Raw genomic sequence first — 21,352 nt, 5'->3', positions numbered from 1 at the left:
CAATGTACGAGCGTGATGAAAGTGTGAAAATAGAAATAGAAGAAGTAGAAACAAATTTTGAGACAATTTATAATAATACGTATTTTTCAAAAGAATATTCGGATGAAATTCAAAAAGCAAATGCTCTTATTATTCCTTATGATAAAGATTTCCTAGACCACAGTAGTCCTTTATTTCCAGAAAAAACATTAGAGTTTTATCACTATATGAAGGAAGCCTCAACTAAGACAGATGTAGTGCTAGATATATGTGTTTCAGATGAGAACTTTCAAGAACTTGAACTTCATGCGGACCTAATTACACTACCCACAATTATTCTTTCAAGTATTGTGTTTCCAATTGTTACTGGATTAATAACGAATTATTTGAGTGACAAAATAAAAAGAAGTCGTTCAGAAACAAAGGTGAAAATTGAACTAATTATTGAGTCAAAAGGTAAGTCGAAAAAGGTATCATATGAAGGTGATCCGGATAAATTTGAATCAACGATAAGAGCTATTAAACGTATAGATAAGTAGGTAATTAATATGGATATAAATAATATTAAAGAATACCTAAATAGTTTTCGAGGAGACATTCTAGATCAAGAAATTTTAATTTTCTTGAATATATTAAAAGAGAATGTGGTATCACAAAACAATCAGATAATTGCTAAAGAGATTTGGTGTTTAGAACAAATTTATAAAATTATTCATCACTACCTAGAGGCATTTAATAATTTGAACGATAAAGAATACTATGCTGCCTGGTGTTTATTTGATCAAATTGAAATTAGGCTTTCTTATTTAAGGAGACATCTAAGTGCTGAGGAGACGTATAATTTAGAGTTTTATGATCGAATCATTTTTCAATATCAAATGCTATTTCCATACAAATATTTTTTCAGTAGAGAATCGGTTATCAGAAAATCTACTTGTTCAATTTGCGGTAAGATAGCCTCACTGAGAGATTCTTGTGGGCATAAGGTTGGAGAAATTTATGATGGTAAACTTTGCATCCGAAGAATTAATGAGGCTCAGTTACTTGCGATATCAGTTGTTCAAAATCCTTTTGATAAATATGCCGTACTCTTTCCCGAGGGTTTAGAATATAACTACTCCATGTTAGAAAATCTTTTGGAACAATTGTCTGGTCCCTATGATGACTGGGGGTTAGAGACAATTAAAGAAAAAAGGATAGAATTTGTGGGGGTAGGAAGGAATGCCCCATGTCCCTGTAATTCTCAAAAAAAGTATAAGTTATGTTGTCATAATACTGTTGATGAACTTTTTGATCATCATCGTATAACTATTTATACGGATATTCCTAAAAAAAGAATACCAGTGAAAATGTTTAATTCATGGAAGTGAGATGTCCTAGAGATCGTGTACATTACTGTTTTTAATAAGTTGTTCTTAATAATTCATTCAATTTTTAGTGTGTTTATTTTATGAAATCATAAAACTCATATTCATCTTCCACTAAGTACGATTTTGCTTTAAGTGGAATTTGGCAAGCTGCTGTTAAAGCCTCATTGAAATCTTTAAGGATAGGCGTTTCAATAAATGTTACATATCTAAGTTTACTGAACTTTTGATAAAACTTTACGGCAGCCTCTTGTCCCCAATTGGGAGCGGGGCTGCCATTGCTATAAGTAGCATTTGCATCGTTATCCAGACAAAACACAATCTCATTTATTACATTGTCTTTAAGAAACTGCTCAAGTGCCTGGTCGGATAAGCAACCGAGCGAAATGTAATGAGCGGTTCTCCAGTCCCGCCCTCGTATTTTTTCAATTGTAGCCCGACTCGCAGCATCAATAGGGCTTTCACATACATATACCCGTTTACTGTCAGGGTAGCCGGCAAGATGAAACGGATAACTTTTGTCAGAATACTCCTGATCTTGCTTAAAAGGCTTGTTTAGAGCGGTGCCGCGCATAGAGCAATATCGTGCAACTCCTTCTTGGTCATACCCAACAAAAACGCAATTACCCGTTTTGTCTTGCTGGTAAAGTTTCTTTTCATGCATAAGTAATGAGACTATTTTAGGTGCTATTCCACGCACTTGAGTTAAATACCAAGCAACAAAAGAAATACTTACTATTCAAGCTAAGCAGCTTAAAGAATTAATAAACAGAAATAATATCGATTCAATTTTTAAAATTACAGTGAAAAACGAAATTGGTATTGAAACTAATTTTAATGAAATCAAAAGTAGTGAATATTTTGTTTTGTTGAAATATTTGATTCGTAATGGGTTTATTGATGAATCTTATCAGGATTATATGACTTACTTTTATGCAAATAGCATTAGCAGAGTAGACAAAACTTTTTTGCGAAGTATTACTGATAAAAGAGCTAAAGACTATACCTATTCTTTAAAGAATCCTGAACTGGTGACATCCAGAATTAGGGAGTTCGATTTAGAGCAGGAAGAAATACTTAATTTCGATTTATTCGAATATCTTTTAAAGACAAGCAATAAACAAAAATACCTTAATCGATTTTTAAATCAACTTCAAGATACGAAAAACTTTGAATTTATTGGGGCTTATTTTGATACAGAAAGAGAAGTAGAAGCTTTTGTTAAATCAATGAATAGGGAATGGTCTGATATGTTTCAGGTAATTCTTCAAGAAAGGCACCTGACGGCTAAACAAATCAGATTGTATTCAATTTATACATTGTACTATTCAAATGCGCAGGATATTGAAGTTATGAACGATAACGATGTTCTAACCAAGTATATTTCAGAAAGTGCTGATTACTTAGACATAAATGATCCTAAGCCTGATAAATTAATTGAGTTGTTTAAGAAGTTAGATGTTTTATTTTTAAGAATTGAAAAGGCAAATCCTATTCTATTAGAGAAAGTATATCAAGAGTCATTATACGCTCTTAACTTTGAAAACCTGGCTCTTATGTTAGGAACGTTCTATTCTATAGAGGATGAAGAGGATATACTCCATCGAAATTATACTTTAGTGCTTTCTCGACCTGACTCAGAGTTATCTCAGTACATTCATGATAATTTTTCTGATTATATTCGTATCATTGTAGAAAACAATAAACAAAAAATTAATGATGATGAGGGTGCTGTACTAGGAATACTAAATAACGAAACCTTATCAATAGAGCAGAAGAAAAAATACATCCATTATCTCCAGACCTGTATAGTGTATATAACTTCAGTGGATGGGAGTGAGCTTTGGACGGAGCTTATAAATAAACGGTTGGTAAGCTACACAGAACAAAATATTATAAATTACTTTGAACATAATGAATCGCTAACTGACGAATTAATAAATTTTATAAATGACAATAATAAAGTTCTGGATTTTAATACGTATGATAGTGATTTAGAGAACTTTTTTAATGAAATAATTGTGTGTAACAAACTTACGGATAAGAAGTATACTGAGATACTAACCACCCTACACATTCCATATGAGGTGTTTAATTTTGAAGGTATCTCTGATAAGAAGTTTTGTATTATCGTTGATAAAGAAATTGTGCCACTAAACATTGAAACCTTAACTTTTATAAGAGCGAATTATTCTGATCAAATTTTTTATTACATTAGAAAAAATTTGGAGGGCTACGTAGATTTAATAACGCAAGATACATTTTTAATTGAAGAGATGATTGAAGTGATTTCATGGAATATTGCAGACAAGTTAAAACTTCAACTTCTCCAATTTACGCCAGAGAAATTAACTATCTTGAATAAAAATTACTCAGATCCTATTAAAGCTCATATCATAAACCATAATCTTAATGAAAATGATCTTCCACAGCTGTTCTTAACATATTGGAAGTGGGGAGCAGAGGTTCAAAAAATAATAGTTGAATTAGCTAAGGAAAAAATAGAATACATTATTTCAGAAGAAATTGAAATATGCCAATTTTTATTCAAGGTTTTAATCTCTACTGAAGACCTAGATATTAACGAGAAGATTGGATTATTAGCTCTGTCATTAAAGAATATGGACTTGTTTACTTGCAAGGGATATTTAAGAGAGCTTGGTCCAGTAGAGTACCAGAAGATTTTCGAGCCTCACACCAGACCTAGATTTGAAATAAACGTGGCTAATGAACAATTACTAACTGCACTTAAGCGAAAGGGCTGGATCTCGGATTACACTAGAGATAACGAATTATTTAAGATAAATAGAATTAGAGAAAGAACTTATTTATTATAAGAGTTTTACTGTTAATGCCCTAGCTCTTCATACTCTTGGTTTTGAAGTGATGGTTCAATAAGTCGCATATTCGGCTCAAAACTCTGATTATATTCCGGATACCGCAGCCTAACAGCTTCAAAAAAGAAAGGCATCAGTTGAGTATCAAAAAGATAGTAAGGACTGTATAGATAGGCATTCAGCTCGTCCTTACCCGTATAGCCGGAGTAAAGATTAAAGGCTAGGCGGGTGAGGCGAGAGGAAGTGCCTGTCTGCCAACCTGATTGAATCCCTTCTAAGCGGATGCTTTCTTCTTGGAAATCATACACGTCATGAATGTGATGGCGGGTTTCATCAGTTAGGCCCAGCAGGTAAAACAGTGCTCTTCGATAGGGGTCATGTTCGCGGTTCGCACGAATTACGTTACCCTCATAAAACTGCTCATGTGAAATGTCTTTAAAAATTCTAGGCATAATTCATTCCTCCGTTTCATTATTCGATAAACATAGATGCTGAGAAAAATACATTTTCAATGCTTCGTCGATAGTTGCTTCAATCTCAGAAGGTTTTGTGTTAGCAGAAAAGTATTTGGTGAATATTTTATGTTTCAGCTTAAAGGGTGCGGGTGTTTTACTACGTGGTCTACGTATAGCTTCACCAGATAGAATTTTAATGGTTTGTTCGGCGGTGAGTTTGCCCGAGTAGCCTTGTAGAAATTCTGATTTTTTCATATCCACTTTATAACCATTCTCTGCTATAGCCTGCTCCACCATGATTTGCTCATCGTCCGATAAATAAGAGAGTTGCACAGCACTACGCAAAGGCAATTCCTCGACATCGGTACGCTGCTTTAGTCCAGGGATCAGCTTGTCGATACGGAGCAATCGGGAGACGGAATTTTTAGATAAACCGTATTCTTGAGCAACTTTATCCCGACTGGTAGACTTCTGCCCCACTGGGGCAGAAGTTGTATTTCTCCTGATGTACTGCGGGTTTTCCAGGCTTTTAAGCTCCTCAATAATATCGTTTCGTTTGCCCTGGGAGAACATTTCAGAGTGACGAAGAGTCAGTACCTTGGCCTTTTCAGAAGGGAGCATGTCGGTAAAAGAGCGTTGCAACACATTGGTTTCGACCACATACATAAGGGCTTCTTCATCAGTAAGCATTTCCTTTACAACAGCAGGTAGTTTTTCAAGCCCTAGTAATTGCGCCGCGTTCATTCGGTTATGTCCAGCCAGCATTTCGTGGTCACAACCGTTCTCATCGACTTCAATCTTTCGCACAATGACCGGGACAAGAATACCGTTGTTTTCAATGCTGCTTACCATATCCGCCAATCGCTCACCTTCATATAAGCGAAAAGGATGATCTTTGTACATTCTGATTTTATTTATGGGAATAGTTTGAATTCCAGCGGATTGTTCAAGCAAAGGCTGGTCTTTTTCCGATAGCAACAACAACTCATCAATGCTGGAAAGTTTGGGAACAGGTCGTTTAGCTGCCACTCTCCATCAGCTCCTTCGCCAGTTCTTGATACGCCGCGGCTACCTTGGATTTGGGTTCAAACTGAATAATGCTCTGACTATAAAAGTTAGCTTCGCCTACTTTAACGGACAAAGGAATTTGCACATCGAAGATGCGGAAGGTTTCGCGGTAATAGACTTTGACCAGACGGAAAGCCTCCTTGTACAAGTTGGTGCGGGTGTTGCACATGGTCATGAGAATACCTTCAATACTAATGCGCGGGTTAATGCGTTTTTTGACTTTTACAATAATTCTGAGCAACTGGGTTAATCCCGTAGCAGACCATAGCTGCGGATTCACGGGGATCAGCACGCTATCGCTGGCTGCAAGAGCATTGATCGTCAGCAATCCAAGTGAAGGATTGGTGTCAATGATGATGTAGTCGTAGTTCGGCTTCATCGGTTCCAGTAGGGAAGCTAGCGTTTTTTCCCCGCCCATCTCATCCCGCAAGTTAATCTCGGCAACGGACAACTCAATGTTGCTCGGAATGAGGTCGATATTGCCGTGGGAGTGGATATACTCCTCGGTAGGAGGAAGTGGTTCATCGCTCATAATAGCGTTCATGACATTGAACATTGAGAATGGAAGCTGATCCGGCTGCTCAATGCCAAAGCACATGGACAGATTGCCTTGTGGGTCAAAATCGACGAGCAGCACTTTTTTTCCTTCATTAGATAAGGCGTAAGCAAGATTGTAGGCGGTGGTCGTTTTGCCTGTGCCGCCTTTCTGATTAGCAATGGTGATGACGGTTGTTTTGGACATGAAATTATACCCTCCCTGGAGCAATCGCTCCGTTAATTTTGTCAATGGTAGGGAGCGGGCTGATTCTGTTTTAGTTCTTTCCGAGTTCTTTCCAACGTCTAAAAACGGCTTCTTTTTCGCTGATTCTCGGGAAGTCAGACTGGCTCTGAATTCAACAAAAAAACCCGCGAAAAACCTTGATTCTACAAGGATTTTCGCGGGTTTTATATTCCTCTTCTTGGACTTAATTTCTGCTCATGTCGCAATAGAGTGTGCGACTCAAAATCGAGTGGGAAACCGTGGAGGTTCGAGTCCTCTCGCCGGTATACTTTAACAGAGAACAGCTCATTAGAAATAATATCTAATGAGCTGTTCTTATTTTGTGTACTTCATTTGATTGGCTGAAGTTTCTTTAGGTCATTTGTCGGAGTTCTGAGCCTCCTGATAGCATGGTTTATGCCATGAAGAATAAAGCAGCCAGCTACTGCTTGCCATTCTTGATATATCAGCAGGCAGTTATACGCTCAGCAAACACTCCAATATGTCGGCTCGTAGCTGTAGCAGCTCAGGCTCCTTTAGCGAACGGTTTCTTTGAGGCGTGGGGATTGTATAACGATGTGCAATCATCCCCGGGTTTTTAGACAGAATAATGATCTCATTCCCTAGCAGCAAGGCCTCATCAATATCATGAGTGACCAGCACAATGGAGCATCGACTGCGCTCCCATAAAGAAATCAATTGTTGTACCAGCTCAAACCGAAGATGATAATCCAAGGAATGAAATGGTTCGTCCATGAGCAATAAGTTCCCTCCATAGTAGAAAGCGCGAGCAATAGAGCATCGTTGGCGCATCCCACCAGATAGCTGATCAGGGTAGTGGTCATGGTAGTTAGCCAAACCCACCTCATTTAGCAAGGCTTGAATATCCTCCTGCACGGCATCACCTTTGACGAAAGCAATGTTTTCCATTACGGTGGACCAGGGAAGCAGGCGATCCTCCTGAAAGACATAGGAGATTCTCAGCTCAGCCTGAAGCGTAATTGCACCTGCATCTATGGGCTCTGCCTGAGAGAGAATATTCAGTAATGTTGATTTACCAGCCCCGGAAGGGCCAAGCACACAAATAATCTTTTGCTGCTCAATAGTAAGGTCTATGTTGTCCAGAATGGTCGTACCTTCATAGCGTTTTGTGACTCCGTGTAGCTTGAGCATCCTTCACCGCATCCTTCACCGTATTTATTGAATGGATTGAACTATTGAATGGTTTTGACTCTGCTGCGGAATAGAATAGAAATAAGCCATTTGATGATATTCCAGAGCACAGCCATGAACAAAGCTAGCGCAAGCACCTTCTGTGTATCCAGATTCGTTCTCGCATCAGAGAGTAGTCCTCCGATACCGTTCACCGAGGTTAAGAGCTCAGCCATAACAGCCAATTTCCAGCCGAGGCCAGCAGAAGTAATCATTCCTGATTTGAAGTAGTTGCGCAAGGAAGGCAGAATGATGCTAGATACTACTTTTCGCCGAGGAACATTGAACACTTTGGCCATTCGGATCAACTGGTGATCAATATCTACAAAGCCTTCATATAGATTGGTGAATAACACAGGTGTAGTAGAGAGCACGATTATGAAAATAGAAGGTACGTCCGTAAGACCGAACCAGATAATGGCGATCCCGAGCCAGGCAATGGGAGGCACCGATTGCATAACATCAATGAGTGGCTCCACATAAGGCTTCCAACGGGGCTGTAGGCCAATGATTAGTCCCAGACTACCGCCAATTAGTAGTACACAGACCATACCGATCAGCAGCTTAATCAAGGTACGATAGACAGCATGATAAAAGGTGATATCTCCAAGGTAGGCGATAGCAGCTCGAATAGTATCCAGTGGTCCCGGAAGAATGAAAGGCTCCATCTGAAGGGCAAGCAGCTGCCATAGCAAGAGTAGGAGCAGCAGAGATAGCCCTTTTTTGCTAAGGCTGATAATAGAATGTCTCATCCGGGAGCTTGCCTCCAATGCTATCCTTGCTGTATTCGAACAGCGTCTCGTAGTACTTGGTCAGAACCTCCTTGCTCTCCCAGGCAGGGGCGAACTCCAGTGCCATATGCGGAATCGCCTTCTCTACGACCGCGCTATCCAGCTTGAAATATTTATTAGCAAGCAACGCCGCCTCTCGGGGGTTGTCCAAAGTCCATTGCAGCGCCTGCTTATATTCCTCTTGGAAGCGTGCAACGAGCTCTGGATCACTGGCGATCACAGACTGCTTAGTGGCCAGACCAGCGTTCGGTAAATCCGTAGTTAGTTGCGTGACGTCCTGCCACTCCTTCTTGTAATCTACGATAGAGCGTACCTGTTCATTTTTCATCTGAATCGCCGTTATTTGTGGCTGAATGCTAACTATGGTGGAAGCTTTACCGGATAACAGCAACTGTGCCCCTTCTGCGATCTGACTGTATTGCAGCGTAACGTCCTTCCCTGGAATTAGTCCATTGTGCTTCAAAAAGGTCTGCGTGATGTAGTCCACAGGGGAAGATTTCATGGGAACATATAGCACGGTACCCTGAAGATCCTTCCACCCCTTAACAGAGGGGTCTGTTGTCACCATTCCCATGACTGACCAGGTATTGATATTCATGAGGGACAGGTCCATTCCCTTGTTGTACATAATGACTGCGTTATTGAGCGGCAAGGCTATAAAGCTGACGTTCTTGTCCTTTGCCAATGCGCCCAGAGTGTCCATGCTCTCCCATGTCTTGAATTCAATCTGCACGTTCTCGCCCATAGCATGGGAATCTATCATTCTTAAGATGGGTAATGATGGAGGTGATTGTGGCCCACCCACTGTAAGAGTCATCGGTTCACCCGTAGTTCCTTTCATAGTTCCGCTCATAGTCGTGCTATTACTTGTGGATGTACTCGCATGCTCGGCGCTTGGAGTAGATGTAGAAGTAGACTCGCCAGAGGCTACTGTAGTTGATGATGTTGAATTCTCGGAATTAGCTGGATGCTGTTGATTCGCAGCAGGCTGTGAGCCGCATCCCCCTAACAGGAATAATAGAGTGAGCAAGCAGCACATGAATAAAATAGGTGTGTATTTTAATTTCATAGCAGAAATCCTTTCATGGTGTAAACTTATTTAGTTACAGCTATTGTTCTATCTTTTTTTAGCTAGTTTTCTTCTACCTATTTTGGTTGTATTATTTTTTGGATGTGTTCATTTTTAAATGAGTAGATATCTCGGCTAGCTATTGTTGATAACCATTCTCATTAGTGGGCAAAATAATTACCTACCACGAGTACATGATAAGTAATGGGGGAGCAGTTAAGGCTTGCGGCTGCATACAGCAATGTACTGAAGATCCTTTCCCGACGTATTGAAGAAGGAATACATTTTCTTGAATTGAGTCCGATTTTCTTTCTTCAAGCCATTCTTGATAATGCGCATGGCACCCCAGAAGCCTTCGTCCCGAATCAGTCCAGGTAGCCTCATAAGCGACATATCACCTGAAGCGTGGGACACCTTGGAGAAACCAGCTCCATAAAATAACTGCTCCCATCTCGACATGGGTAGCGGCTCAACCTGAACATTTATAGTACCGCGCAGTTCAGTCAGTAGTTCTGTCATGTGTTCCTTGGTAAAAGTAATATCATGCGTCAGCAGAATCCCGCCCGGCTTCAGGACTCTGTAGTATTCAGTGACAGCCTTCTCCTTAGCCGCCTGATTCAGCATCGTCAGCATAGCTTCATTGACAATGACATCAAAGCTTTCATCAGCAAAGGGAAGCTTCATCGCATTAGCCTGCTGTACTTGAATGTAATTCTCCAGACCTGCTTCCTGAATATTGCGCTTGGCCTTCTCTAGCGCTTTGGGGTCCATATCAATGCCTGTAATTCGGCACTGGTAGCGTTGAGCCAACTGAATGGATGTTGTACACATATTGCAGGCTACCTCCAGCACCCGGCTGTCCTTACCCAGCTGTGCTTGCTGAATAAGCCAGTTCGTAGCTACGACTCCACCAGGGCGCAATCTCTTCTTTCCAAGCTTGGCGAGAAAGTTATGCCCGACTTCCCTTTTCATGCTCTTCACTCCTTATGAATTAGGTTTGACTACGACCAACAGCATCTGGAAGGCCTCCAGTGCATGGAGCGCATGAGGAACATTAGCAGGCATTACAATGCTCTCACCAGCGTTCACAATATATTTGTCCTCTCCGATTGTGATCTCTGTCTGTCCAGACAGTACATGAACCATCGCATCACCTGGGGAAGAATGTCCACCAATAGAGGTACCCTGATCCAGAGAGAGCAGAGTCATCGCCAGGCTGGGGCGTTGTACCAAGGTGAGACTGGATACCTGTTGCTCCTCTATGGTAATGATGTCCTTCAGATCAATGACTGCCGATACTGGCAGTTTTTTAATGTATTCACCTTGCTTCATGGTGTATCCCTCCTGAGTTATAGGCTAATTTGTAAAAATATACATGACTTGCTGGCCTCGAATTCATGCCATGTATGGGCAGGAACGATGATGGACATCCCTGGCATGAGGCTACGCGCTTGTCCAGCGACCATCATAGACAGTTCTCCGTCTAACACCTGTATTAATTTATGGAGCGGTGATGTCTCGGCACTAATTGTCTCTTGCTGATCCATGGCATATAGCACCCATTCCTGCTCTGTAGCAGCCCCATCCGGATGGACTGGAAGTGACAGATTCCGGCTGGCAATACGTCCTGGCTTGACGTCGATGAGATCCTTCAAATAAAATACACTGCTATCGGTAAGCTTGTTCATTCGATCCTCCTGCTGTATTGAATGCTCCCCTATATCTGATATAATAAGAGTGTGATGAGAATTATTCTCATTTGTTTAAGTGTAGCAGAGTAATCCACATAACTCGGTTGCCATGGCAACAGGAGGCTGACAACATGCAAAAATATTTCAATATCATAAGCAGCACGATTTTATTTAAGGGCTTTACTGATCAAGAGGTTCATCAGGCTTTGAGCTGTCTGGAGGGAAGCATCAGGGACTTTAATAAGAAAGAGATCATCTTCCGCAAAGAGGATGTACTGGATGCTGTCGGCATCATACTCCATGGTCAGGTGCTCTTATGCAAGGAGAATGTGTCAGGGATGCGTTTTATCTTCTCTGAGCTGGTGGACGGGGATATCGTGGGGGAGACTGCTATGCGTCTAACGCGAGAGCACAGTGGCTATGAGGCTATTGCAGGCTCGGAATGCAAGATTCTGTTCATTAAAATGAATAAAATCGTACGTCCCTACGAGCAGACTTGCCATCTGCGCGGAAGAATTATCGAGAATTTGCTCACGCTATTGCTGGAGAATAACCGCTTGATCTATCAGAAGCTGGATCTTGTGTCACATAAGTCTCTAAGGGACAGAATTATGCATTATCTAACGCTTGAGGCCAAGAAGAATAATGCCACGAGCTTTACCATACCATTTTCTCGCAGTGATCTTGCCGATTATCTTACAGTAGACCGCAGTGCCTTGTCCCGTGAGCTGCAGCGGATGGCGCAGGAGGGGCTAATTCGCTTTTCCAAAAATCAGTTCGAGCTGTTGGATGCTGAGCATCAGCTGTCAATTAGTGAACTCTAGCTGGGTATACACCGTGCCCACCTCCCACAGGGCTAATATACTAAAGTGTCTAAAGACGGATCGTGGGAGGAAAGCGGTGTGAGAATTGATCTTGGCTGTGGTACGAATAAGCATCCCGGATACTTTGGAATTGATCGGCTGGAGCTTCCGGGGGTGGACTTGGTATGTGATATCAATGAGCCGATTCCATTGCCGGATGATTCGGTGGAATTTGTGATGGCTAGCCGCTCGCTACCCTATGTAGAGGATATCATGCAGGTGCTGGCTGATCTCTACCGGATGTGTATGCATAAGGCTGTGATGTGTATTCTTGCTCCTTATGCCCATCATTACAATCATATTGTTAATCCTCATCTCAAACAAAAATTTGATGAATCCAGCCCCCTATACTGGACCCCCCACTTTTATGAGCCTACACTAGGACCACGTTGCCCTAAGCCTACTTCTTATGCAAGGTATGATAATAGCACAGCCCCCGCATTTGATTTTCGCCTATTACGAATGGAGCTACAATACCAGCCTCCCTTTGTCCCTCCCTTATATGAACTGGAGGAGCTTGAGATGCTTCAGCGCATCCAGCCGAATGTAGTGGATGAGATCCTGTATTATGTGGTTGCCGTGAAGCAGCCGGTCTCAGAGCGGGAGTTGGAATGGATGAGCAGGCAGACCTATCCGCTTCCATCTGTGCTTCGTTCCCCGTCACCATTGGGAATTGAAGAACCACTCGGATAATTCTCTGTGGACAGACATGGATCGGTAATCGCAGCATAGGTATAGGGTTGAGGATCGAGTTCCGCAACAAGGGACAATACATTCAGCTAAAGGGGGGAGAATTATTCCTCTCATCGTTCGAGCTACCTTTAATGCAACAGGTGCCATCACGTTCACCGGTAATACGTTGGGATTAAGCAGATCCGATACCACAGGTGTACCAGGAACACAGGACAGCATTGGTGCGTTTACTACGACGAATACGGCCTCCGTCTTTGGCACTTATCCGGCAGGTACGACGAGTCTGTATCAGAGCAACAGCTCATCGGCCCAGCTAGTCCTGCCTTCGGGCAGTACAGTGTTATATGCCGAATTGATCTGGGGAGGCTCGTACATAAATGGCAACGTCAATCTTAGCGCTGCTATTAACAATCCTGTCTCCTTTATAACCCCTGCTGGAACATCCAGCATCACTCCAGACTCAGCTACTGCCAATCAGGTGGATCTGGGCAATGGTGCATTTGCTTATGTTCGTTCGGCGAATGTCACTTCGCTTGTACAGCAGGGAATGAGCGGTACCTATACGACGGGCGGTGTTGTCGGCACTATTGTCGTGAACAATGATTCAACCGCCAATCATGCGGGCTGGACGCTTGGGGTTATTTATCAGAACGGATCTTTGCCTTTTCGCAACATGTCCATTCGCGCAGGTGCTGTTCTGGTGCAATCGACCTCGGGGCCAGTTAACACAACGATTACAGGCTTTGCTACGCCAGTGACGGGAGCGCTTGGGGGAAGAGCCTTGTTCAGCGCGCAGGAGGGAGATGCGAACCGGACGGGAGATCAGGCTTTGTTCGGTCCTACATCTTCAACTCTTGCAGCCCTATCAGGTCCGAACAATTTTGCGAGTAACTTTTTTGCTTCACAGATCAACAACGATGCGGGTCAACTAAATACGACAGGCACCTTCGGTACCCGCAATCAGACGAATGGAGCTCCAGGCAGCAACATTTCTGGTGGGCGGCAGGGATGGGACATCACGAACGTGGATGTATCTGCTCGCCTGGTGAACAATCAATCCTCTGCTGTACTAAGTCTTACTACGTCCGGGGATGCGTATGTCGTCAACGCCAACGCTATTCAAGTCAACATTAATGCGCCTCAGATCAATGTGACCAAGAGCGCTAACGTATCCGGAGTGGTGAACGGAGACCCGATCACTTACACCGTGACTGTTAGCAATACAGGCACTGCCGGTGCAGCAAGTATCGTGCTGTCGGATGTATTGCCAACCGGAGCAACCCTTGTGCCAGGTAGTGTTACTGTTGCAGGAATACCTAGGCCAACGGCTGACATAACGACTGGTGTATCTCTGGGCTCACTTGGCCTTGCGTCTTCCATAACGGTTACATATCGGGTTAATGTAACGTCAATCCCGCAGCCACAGCAGTTGGTTAATGCGGCGAATGCCGCCTTTACGTTCCAAAGCGTAGCCGGTGGGCCTATCATCTCCGGGGTCATTCCATCGAATTCGGTAACCACACCTGTATATGCACCAATACTCAGCATCGCCAAAACGGCAAATGTTGCGAATGCAACGGTTGGGAATACGGTCACCTATAGGCTGGAGATTACAAATAGCGGGAATATCGGGGCAGCTACAACGATTAGCGATAACATTCCTGCAGGTAGCACGTTCGTACCGGGGAGTGTCGCCATTAATGGTACTCCTGCTGCCGGAGCGAACCCACTGAACGGCTTCTCTGTCGGCACCATCGGTGCTGGTCAGACTACCGTTGTAACGTTTCAGGTGCTGGTCAACTCCTTGCCTTCGCCACCACAGCTAGTGGATCAGGCAGTAGCTACATATACGTTCCAGCCACCGGATGGCCGTACAGTATCAGGCTCTGCCACATCCAATACGTTAACGTTGCCCGTACAGCTCCCGAATGTAGCGGCCGTCAAAAGCATCAGTGTTCCAGATGCAGCAGTTGGAGACACCGTAACATTCACTTCAGTAGTTACCAATAATGGAGTAGCAGCCGTAACGAATGTGGTGCTGACAGATCCAATTCCGTCAGGGACTACGCTCATCCCAGGCAGTGTAAGCGTTGATGGTGTAGCGAGGTCAGGAACTAGCCCTGCAAGTGGAGTCACCATCGGTACCTTGGCCCCGGGAACTTCGGCTACGGTCAGCTTTCAGGTCACTGTCACTTCACTACCATCGCCAGCCCAATTGCTGAATCAAGCATCGATCTCGTACAGCTCAGGAACATTCACCGGAATTACATTAACCAATACAACGACCACGCCTGTGTACCAGCCAATCATAGGTATTGTAAAGTCATCAGACCGTACGAATGCTACTGTTGGAACGACTATTAGTTACTCCCTAGTGGTAAGGAATACCGGTAATATTGCTGCTCAGGTCACCCTGACGGACAACATTCCAGCGGGTACATCATTCGTCCCAGGCAGCGTAACCGTTGGAGGGATCGCCCAGCCGGGTGCATCGCCGATAGCAGGGATTCCTCTTGGAACAATAGCACCTAATGCTTCAGTCACGGTCACTTTTCAGACAACGCTTACGACGGTACCCTCACCGCCATTTCTTGTCAATCAGGGTGCATCAACGTATACATTCCAGCTCCCAAGCGGGCGTACCGTCTCTGGGGCCAGCACGTCCAATTCCATCACGGTCACTGCCTCAGCTCCGGCTGTTGCGCTCACGAAGAGTGTTGATCGTACAGCAGCTACTTTAAACGATATTCTCACGTACACGGTCCTGGTCAGCAATAATGGCTTTGATCCCGTGACGAATGTCCTGATAACGGACCCGATCCCTGTGGGCACAGCATTCGTCCCAGGTAGCGTTACCGTTAATGGGATTAGTGTGGCTGGAGCCAACCCAGATGCAGGTATTACTGTCGGAACACTAGGGGTACAGACATCGGCCACCGTTCGCTTTCAGATCAGAGTCACCTCTTTACCGAATCCTGCCCAGATTTCGAATCGGGCCGCGGCAGCATTTCAATCCGGGGCCTTCAATGGAAGCTCGGTCTCTAATACGGTTGTGACCCCTGTCTATGCCCCTATTATTGGTGTTACTAAGAGTTCTAGTACATTGACTGCAACCGTAGGAGATACGTTTACCTATTCCATTGTAGTAGCCAATTCAGGGAATATCGCGGCATCCATCAACTTGACCGATCCGATTCCACCAGGTGCAGTATTTAATACGAACAGCGTCATCGTCGGGGGTGTACCTGCACCTGGGGTGAGTCCAGTGACAGGAATTCCGATCGCTTCGATCTCGCCAGGAACATCCGTGATTATCAGCTTTGTGGCGACGATCGTCTCGCTCCCAACCACGCAGCGGCTGGTCAACCAGGCTGCTGCTTCATATAGCTTCAATTTGCCTGATGGACGTCAGATTACAGGCTCGTCCGTGTCCAATACGGTTACGATGACAATATCCGCTCCTAACGTCAGTGTTGTGAAGAGCGCTAGTCCTCAGACGTCTGTAGCCACAGGGGATATCGTGACTTATACCAACGTGGTGACGAATAACGGAATCAGCAGTATCAACAATATTATACTAAGCGACATTCTGTCGCCTAACACTGCATTTATCCCCGGAAGCGTAACAGTGAACGGCTCACCGCAGCCGAACGCCAACCCGTCCTCCGGCATTCCAATCGGTACCCTCGCTCCCGGCGTCGCGGCTACCGTGTCTTTCGAGGTGAACGTAACGATGGCGATTCCAACGCAAATCAATAACCAATCTACGGTCAGCTTTACGTCAGGCACATTTTCCGCATCCTCTTCCTCAAACATCACGACCACTCCAGTCACGCAGCCGCAGATTAGTCTGACGAAAAGCGCAAGCGAAACGAATGCTACCGTAGGTGATTCGGTAGTCTATACAATTGATGTGAGCAACTCCGGAAATCTTGCTGGGACTGTCACGCTGTTTGATACGATACCGGCGAGTACAACTTTCACCCCGAATAGTGTTAATGTAGGTGGCGCTCCTCAGCCAGGGGCCTCACCTACCAGTGGCATTGCAGTGGGCTCGGTTGCCCCGGGTGCGACCGTGCGTGTCACCTTCGAGGTTGTGATCGAGTCGTTGCCGACACCACAGCAACTCAGCAACCAAGCTAATGCAACTTATACCTTCACGACACCAGATGGCAGAACACTTTCAGGTACGGCTGTATCCAACACCGTAACCTTCCCAGTCTCAGCACCGAATGTTGCCGTAACCAAGTCGACGTCTTCCACAGTTGTCGCAGTAGGGGATACCGTAACCTATACAACAACGATTCAGAACAGTGGTATTGAAGCGGTCAACAATGTCATCTTCTCTGATCCTGTTCCACCTGGGGCCTCATTCGTAGCTGGCAGCGTTGTGATCAATGGTGTTCCTGCTCCTGCTGCGGTGCCAGCGTCAGGAATATCATTAGGAACGATTGCTCCGTCTGCAACAGCCACTGTACAGTTCAGCATCCGTGTGAACGCTATACCGTCTCCAGCTGTGTTGAATAATCAGGCAAGCGTCAGCTTCACATCAGGTGCTTTTTCCGGTACATCGCTGTCCAATACGGTATCAACGCCAGTATCACAGCCGATTATCGATGTGTCCAAAACAGCAAATGATAACCTTGCTACCGTAGGGGAGACCATTACTTACTCACTCGCAATCAGCAACACCGGGAATTATCCAGCAGCGGTTACGCTTACGGATAATATCCCAGCAGGGACTACTCTTGTTCCGAATAGCGTAATGGTCAACAACTTCCCGGTACCAGGCGCGGACCCATCTGCTGGCATTAACGCAGGGACTGTAGCACCGGGTGCAACCACGACAGTAATGTTCTCTGTGAACATTCAGACCCTTCCTAGCCCGCAGCAGCTTAGCAATCAGGGTACAGCAGCCTTTACTTTCACACTTCCTGACGGGCGGACCTTGAATGGCTCAGCGACATCCAATACAGTAATTATTCCTGTCTCTGCACCGAATCTGTCCACCGTCAAGAGCAGTACTTCTACAGCAGTTGCTGTTGGCGATACCATTACGTATACAACAGCCATTACGAATACCGGTATTGATCCTGTAAGTAATGCGGTATTCACGGACCCGATTCCAACGGGAACGTCATTCATCGCAGGCTCGGTCACTGTAGACGGGGCTCCAAGGACAACAGCCAGCCCGATCAGCGGAGTAACCATCGGCACGATTCCAGCAGGCGCCACGGTCACCGTAGCCTTCAATGTGACTGTTATCTCGCTTCCGTCGCCAAGCGTGCTGAACAATCAGTCCTCCGTCACCTTCACATCAGGAAGCTTCTCGGGTGTGTCGCTGTCTAACATTCTGCCTATTCCGGTCTATCAGCCGATTCTGGCTGGCGTCAAGAGCGCTAGTACGTCCAATGCAACAGTCGGCGACACCGTGTCTTACACAGTCGTTCTGACCAACACGGGAAGCGATGGAGCAGATGTCGTTCTGAGTGACACAATTCCAGCAGGAACTTCATTTGTGCCTAACAGTGTGCTTGTAAATGGAGCATCGGTGCCAGGTGCTGATCCTTCGACAGGCATTCCCGTAGGTTATGTGGAAGACATCGCCACTGTAACGTTCTCAGTCGTGATTAACACGCTGCCAGCCACGCAACAGTTGGTCAACACGGCGTCGGCTACCTATTCCTTCACATTGCCAGATGGACGCACCTTGACGGGCTCCTTAACCACGAATACGGTGACGATTCCGGTGTCCTCTCCGAATGTCGGCGTAGTCAAATCCTCCACGACTGTCGCTGCTGCAGTTGGCGAGTCGATTACGTATAGCATCGCCGTGACGAATAGCGGTCTGGAGACGGTTAACAATGTCGTATTTTCAGATCCGATTCCGACAGGCTCGACCTTCAATGCAGGCAGTGTCACAGTCAATGGTACTTCGTTGCCTTCAGCCAATCCTGCTAATGGAATTCAATTGGGCTCCATTGCACCTGGAGATTCTGTCATCGTCACGTTCAGTGTCAGGGTAACTACGCTGCCAAGTCCAGCACAGCTTAGCAACCGCTCACTCGTCAGCTTCACGTCTGGAGCCTTCTCTGGAGCATCCTTCTCGAATACGTTGGTAACTCCGATTTACCAGCCTATTATCGGGGTGAACAAGAGCGCTAATACCAGCAATGCCACCGTTGGCGATACCGTTGTGTATTTCCTGAATGTCACCAATACGGGCAACTGGAGCGCACAGGTTACTGTAGTAGATAACATCCCTGTTGGAGCGGTATTTGTGCCGAATAGTGTCTTGATTGATGGGGTACCCGTGCCCGGTGCCGATCCGACTACAGGTATTCCAGTAGGTAACGTTCCGCCTGGCGAGACAGTCAATATTCGGGTGTCATTGCAGGTGACTGTAGATGCTCTGCCTTCACCTCAGCAGCTCGTTAATCAGGCGACGGGCAATTATTCCTTCACCTTGCCAGATGGAGTGACACGTACGGGTAGCGTCTTGTCTAACCAGCTTGTCATTCCAGTATCCTCGCCGGATGTATCCGTTGTGAAGAGTACCAATGCGGTAGACGCTGTAGTAGGAGATGTGGTTACGTACACAGTAGTCATTACTAATAATGGTCTGTCGCCGGTGAACAATGTTGTCATGGTTGACCCTGTACCAGTCGGTACCACCTTCGTAACAGGTAGTGTGACTGTAGATGGAACGGCAAGACCGACAGCGAATCCAAATGTAGGTGTACCGATTGGCACGATTGCTTCCGGCGATTCCGTAACTGTGACCTTCCAGGTAAGGGTTGTTGAAATATGAATACCGAGTCGCAAGGAAAGCTGAATCACCACTCACCATCGCATACGAGGCTGCTGAATCAATCCTTTGTCTCCTTCCACTCCGGTCATGCAGAGCAGACGACTTATTCGAATACCGTCATTACGCCGTTGATTGGACCCAAGCTGTCACTCGTGAAGCATGCAGAGCCGCGATGTGCAGCGTTGGATGAAGTGATCACCTACCGGTTGGAGCTGAGCAACACAGGCAATCGGTCGGCAAAGGTGACATTGTATGATGAAGCTCCAAAAGGAACAGCATTTGTGGTGAACAGCCTGCTTATGAATGGCGTACCGCTGCCGGGGATCAAACCCGGCAGTGGTATTCCTTTAGGGAGGGTAGAGGCGGGTTCCTGTACTCATGTTACCTTTCAGGCCATGGTCGTCATGATACCCCCAGACATGGAGATCATCAATCAGGCCCATGCATGCTATGAATTTCAGACGCAGGATGGGCGGCTAATCACGGATACGATCTATTCTAATGAAGAAAGAGTGAAGGTCGAAGGTGTTCGCTTTTCCGCTCATCTGTCGGCAAATACCGTGCATTCCTTTATTGGGGATATTGTTACTTTTACTGTAGCCATCGCTAATTTGGGGAATTGCCGAATGGAGCACACCATACTGTGGCCTCTCATTCCGCCAGAAGGAGAACTAGTGCCCGGCAGCGTGACGATCGACGATGTATACATTCCATCATCAGATCCGTGTCAGGGGATCACCGTGGGAGAGATATTGCCGGGAAGCTTCGTCAGGGTCATATTTCGTATGGAAATGGTTGCGGTTCCTGAATCACATCAGCTCGCGGTACAGGCATTGGTCCGAAGCGAAGTTAAGGAAGTACCCTATGAGGAGATGACGAACACGGTGACCATTGCTGTCGTTCGCCTGGAGGTGACACTGCGCAAGCAGGTTAATATGACGGAGGCGACCAGAGGGGATATGCTGCGTTATGAAATCACGGCATATAATACCAGTGACTTGGCTATAGATGGTGTGCTACGTGATTGCCTGCCGAGGGGGGCTCTGTTTCTTTGGGATAGTATTACGATAGATGGCCAGGTCATGAAAGGTGTTCAGCTGTCCGAAGGGATTAATCTGGGTACGATACGGGCGCATACGGAAAAGGTTGTGTCCTTTGCTGTCACAGTCCCGGCTTCGGCTCTGGAGAGTTCAGAGGACCACGGGGCAGAGCCATTGGAACGGAGGAACGAGTGGCTGAATCAGGCGAGTCTGTATTATATCTACCGTATGCCTGACGGGAGAAGCGTACGCGAGACAACTTTATCCAATACAGTATGTACTTCGCTGTATGCTCCAATCATTTGTCTTGAGATAAAGGCTACTCCAGCTACAGTTGAGGTAGGCGAACGGGTGATTTTTCAGATCGTGCTGAGCAATAGAGGTAACCTTCAGGCTGATGTTCGTTTGGCTGAATTATTTCCTTCTCAGACTCACCCCATCATGAGCAGTGTTGTAGTCGAAGGTCGAAGTAACGCACAAGTTGTACCTTCAGGGCTCCTTCCACTTGGAAATGTATTGCCTGGCCAGCAGGTCTGTATTCGCTATGAGGCAAGGGTAGACGAGATGAAGGAAGGCTCATACATGCAAGGCTACGTGCTCGCACTGTATAGCTACACATTGAATGACACGGAATATCACGACAGAGTTCGCTCCAATGGATACAAGATATTAGTAGATGATCAGTATGAATAAGCTTGAATTAAGTAGATCAAGAC

At 45.3% G+C, this 21,352-nt stretch carries 17 protein-coding genes; 7 read left to right on the top strand and 10 right to left on the bottom strand.

What is annotated here, in order from left to right; genetic code table 11:
• Positions 1-2: 2 nt before the first annotated feature.
• Positions 3-518: a hypothetical protein gene (locus D328_RS0114290; protein ID WP_018885711.1), complete on the top strand. Its 516-nt coding sequence runs from the start codon at positions 3-5 to the stop codon at positions 516-518.
• A 9-nt stretch (positions 519-527) separates the two neighbouring features.
• A complete protein-coding gene (locus D328_RS0114285; protein WP_018885710.1) occupies positions 528-1,349 on the top strand; it encodes a YecA family protein in 822 nt (273 codons plus the stop codon).
• Between the two features lie 73 nt (positions 1,350-1,422).
• Here D328_RS0114285 and D328_RS29150 read toward each other — a convergent pair whose 3' ends face one another.
• Positions 1,423-2,046 (bottom strand): DUF3991 and TOPRIM domain-containing protein, encoded by a 624-nt coding sequence (locus tag D328_RS29150; protein WP_081625279.1) that lies wholly within the window; start codon positions 2,044-2,046, stop codon positions 1,423-1,425.
• A 103-nt stretch (positions 2,047-2,149) separates the two neighbouring features.
• Between D328_RS29150 and D328_RS29145 the strand changes: the two genes are divergently transcribed.
• Positions 2,150-4,183 (top strand): hypothetical protein, encoded by a 2,034-nt coding sequence (locus D328_RS29145; RefSeq protein ID WP_018885708.1) that lies wholly within the window; start codon positions 2,150-2,152, stop codon positions 4,181-4,183.
• Between the two features lie 11 nt (positions 4,184-4,194).
• Here the strand turns inward: D328_RS29145 and D328_RS0114270 are convergent, their stop codons facing one another.
• From D328_RS0114270 to D328_RS0114230, 9 genes are all read right to left on the bottom strand, one after another.
• On the bottom strand, positions 4,195-4,635 hold the full coding sequence (locus tag D328_RS0114270) for a DUF6075 family protein (RefSeq protein WP_018885707.1): 441 nt from the start codon (positions 4,633-4,635) through the stop codon (positions 4,195-4,197).
• Between the two features lie 3 nt (positions 4,636-4,638).
• Positions 4,639-5,667: a ParB N-terminal domain-containing protein gene (locus tag D328_RS0114265; protein WP_018885706.1), complete on the bottom strand. Its 1,029-nt coding sequence runs from the start codon at positions 5,665-5,667 to the stop codon at positions 4,639-4,641.
• Positions 5,657-6,448 (bottom strand): ParA family protein, encoded by a 792-nt coding sequence (locus D328_RS0114260; protein ID WP_018885705.1) that lies wholly within the window; start codon positions 6,446-6,448, stop codon positions 5,657-5,659. Before D328_RS0114260 ends, D328_RS0114265 begins: the two co-directional genes overlap by 11 nt.
• Before the next feature lie 495 nt (positions 6,449-6,943).
• Positions 6,944-7,639 (bottom strand): ABC transporter ATP-binding protein, encoded by a 696-nt coding sequence (locus D328_RS0114255; RefSeq protein WP_018885704.1) that lies wholly within the window; start codon positions 7,637-7,639, stop codon positions 6,944-6,946.
• Between the two features lie 41 nt (positions 7,640-7,680).
• The gene (locus D328_RS0114250; RefSeq protein WP_018885703.1) at positions 7,681-8,430 is read right to left on the bottom strand and encodes an ABC transporter permease; all 750 of its coding nucleotides are present in this window, start codon (positions 8,428-8,430) and stop codon (positions 7,681-7,683) included.
• Entirely contained in the window at positions 8,405-9,538 is a 1,134-nt protein-coding gene (locus D328_RS29140; protein WP_026281182.1) for an ABC transporter substrate-binding protein, read from the bottom strand. The genes D328_RS0114250 and D328_RS29140 overlap by 26 nt, the downstream gene beginning before the upstream one ends.
• Before the next feature lie 216 nt (positions 9,539-9,754).
• Positions 9,755-10,510 carry a class I SAM-dependent methyltransferase gene (locus D328_RS0114240; protein WP_018885701.1) on the bottom strand — a complete coding sequence of 252 codons (756 nt, stop codon included), beginning with the start codon at positions 10,508-10,510 and terminating at the stop codon, positions 9,755-9,757.
• Positions 10,511-10,522: 12 nt separating this feature from the next.
• Positions 10,523-10,870 (bottom strand): cupin domain-containing protein, encoded by a 348-nt coding sequence (locus D328_RS0114235; RefSeq protein ID WP_018885700.1) that lies wholly within the window; start codon positions 10,868-10,870, stop codon positions 10,523-10,525.
• Between the two features lie 17 nt (positions 10,871-10,887).
• A complete protein-coding gene (locus D328_RS0114230; protein WP_018885699.1) occupies positions 10,888-11,226 on the bottom strand; it encodes a D-lyxose/D-mannose family sugar isomerase in 339 nt (112 codons plus the stop codon).
• Between the two features lie 134 nt (positions 11,227-11,360).
• Between D328_RS0114230 and D328_RS0114225 the strand changes: the two genes are divergently transcribed.
• The 4 genes from D328_RS0114225 to D328_RS0114210 all read left to right on the top strand — a co-directional run bounded on the left by D328_RS0114225 (position 11,361) and on the right by D328_RS0114210 (position 21,329).
• The gene (locus D328_RS0114225) at positions 11,361-12,053 is read left to right on the top strand and encodes a Crp/Fnr family transcriptional regulator (RefSeq protein ID WP_018885698.1); all 693 of its coding nucleotides are present in this window, start codon (positions 11,361-11,363) and stop codon (positions 12,051-12,053) included.
• 78 nt (positions 12,054-12,131) lie between these two features.
• Complete coding sequence (locus D328_RS0114220; RefSeq protein WP_018885697.1) at positions 12,132-12,785, top strand: class I SAM-dependent methyltransferase; 654 nt, start codon at positions 12,132-12,134, stop codon at positions 12,783-12,785.
• A gap of 166 nt (positions 12,786-12,951) precedes the next feature.
• Positions 12,952-19,596, top strand: coding sequence for a DUF7507 domain-containing protein (locus D328_RS0114215; RefSeq protein WP_233426194.1), 6,645 nt, complete (start codon positions 12,952-12,954; stop codon positions 19,594-19,596).
• A complete protein-coding gene (locus tag D328_RS0114210) occupies positions 19,593-21,329 on the top strand; it encodes a hypothetical protein (protein WP_026281179.1) in 1,737 nt (578 codons plus the stop codon). Before D328_RS0114215 ends, D328_RS0114210 begins: the two co-directional genes overlap by 4 nt.
• Positions 21,330-21,352: the final 23 nt, after the last annotated feature.

The organism is Paenibacillus massiliensis 2301065 = DSM 16942, from assembly GCF_000377505.1.
GTDB classification, from domain to species: Bacteria; Bacillota; Bacilli; order Paenibacillales; family Paenibacillaceae; genus Paenibacillus; species Paenibacillus massiliensis.
This window is presented reverse-complemented; position numbering and strand designations above follow the sequence as displayed.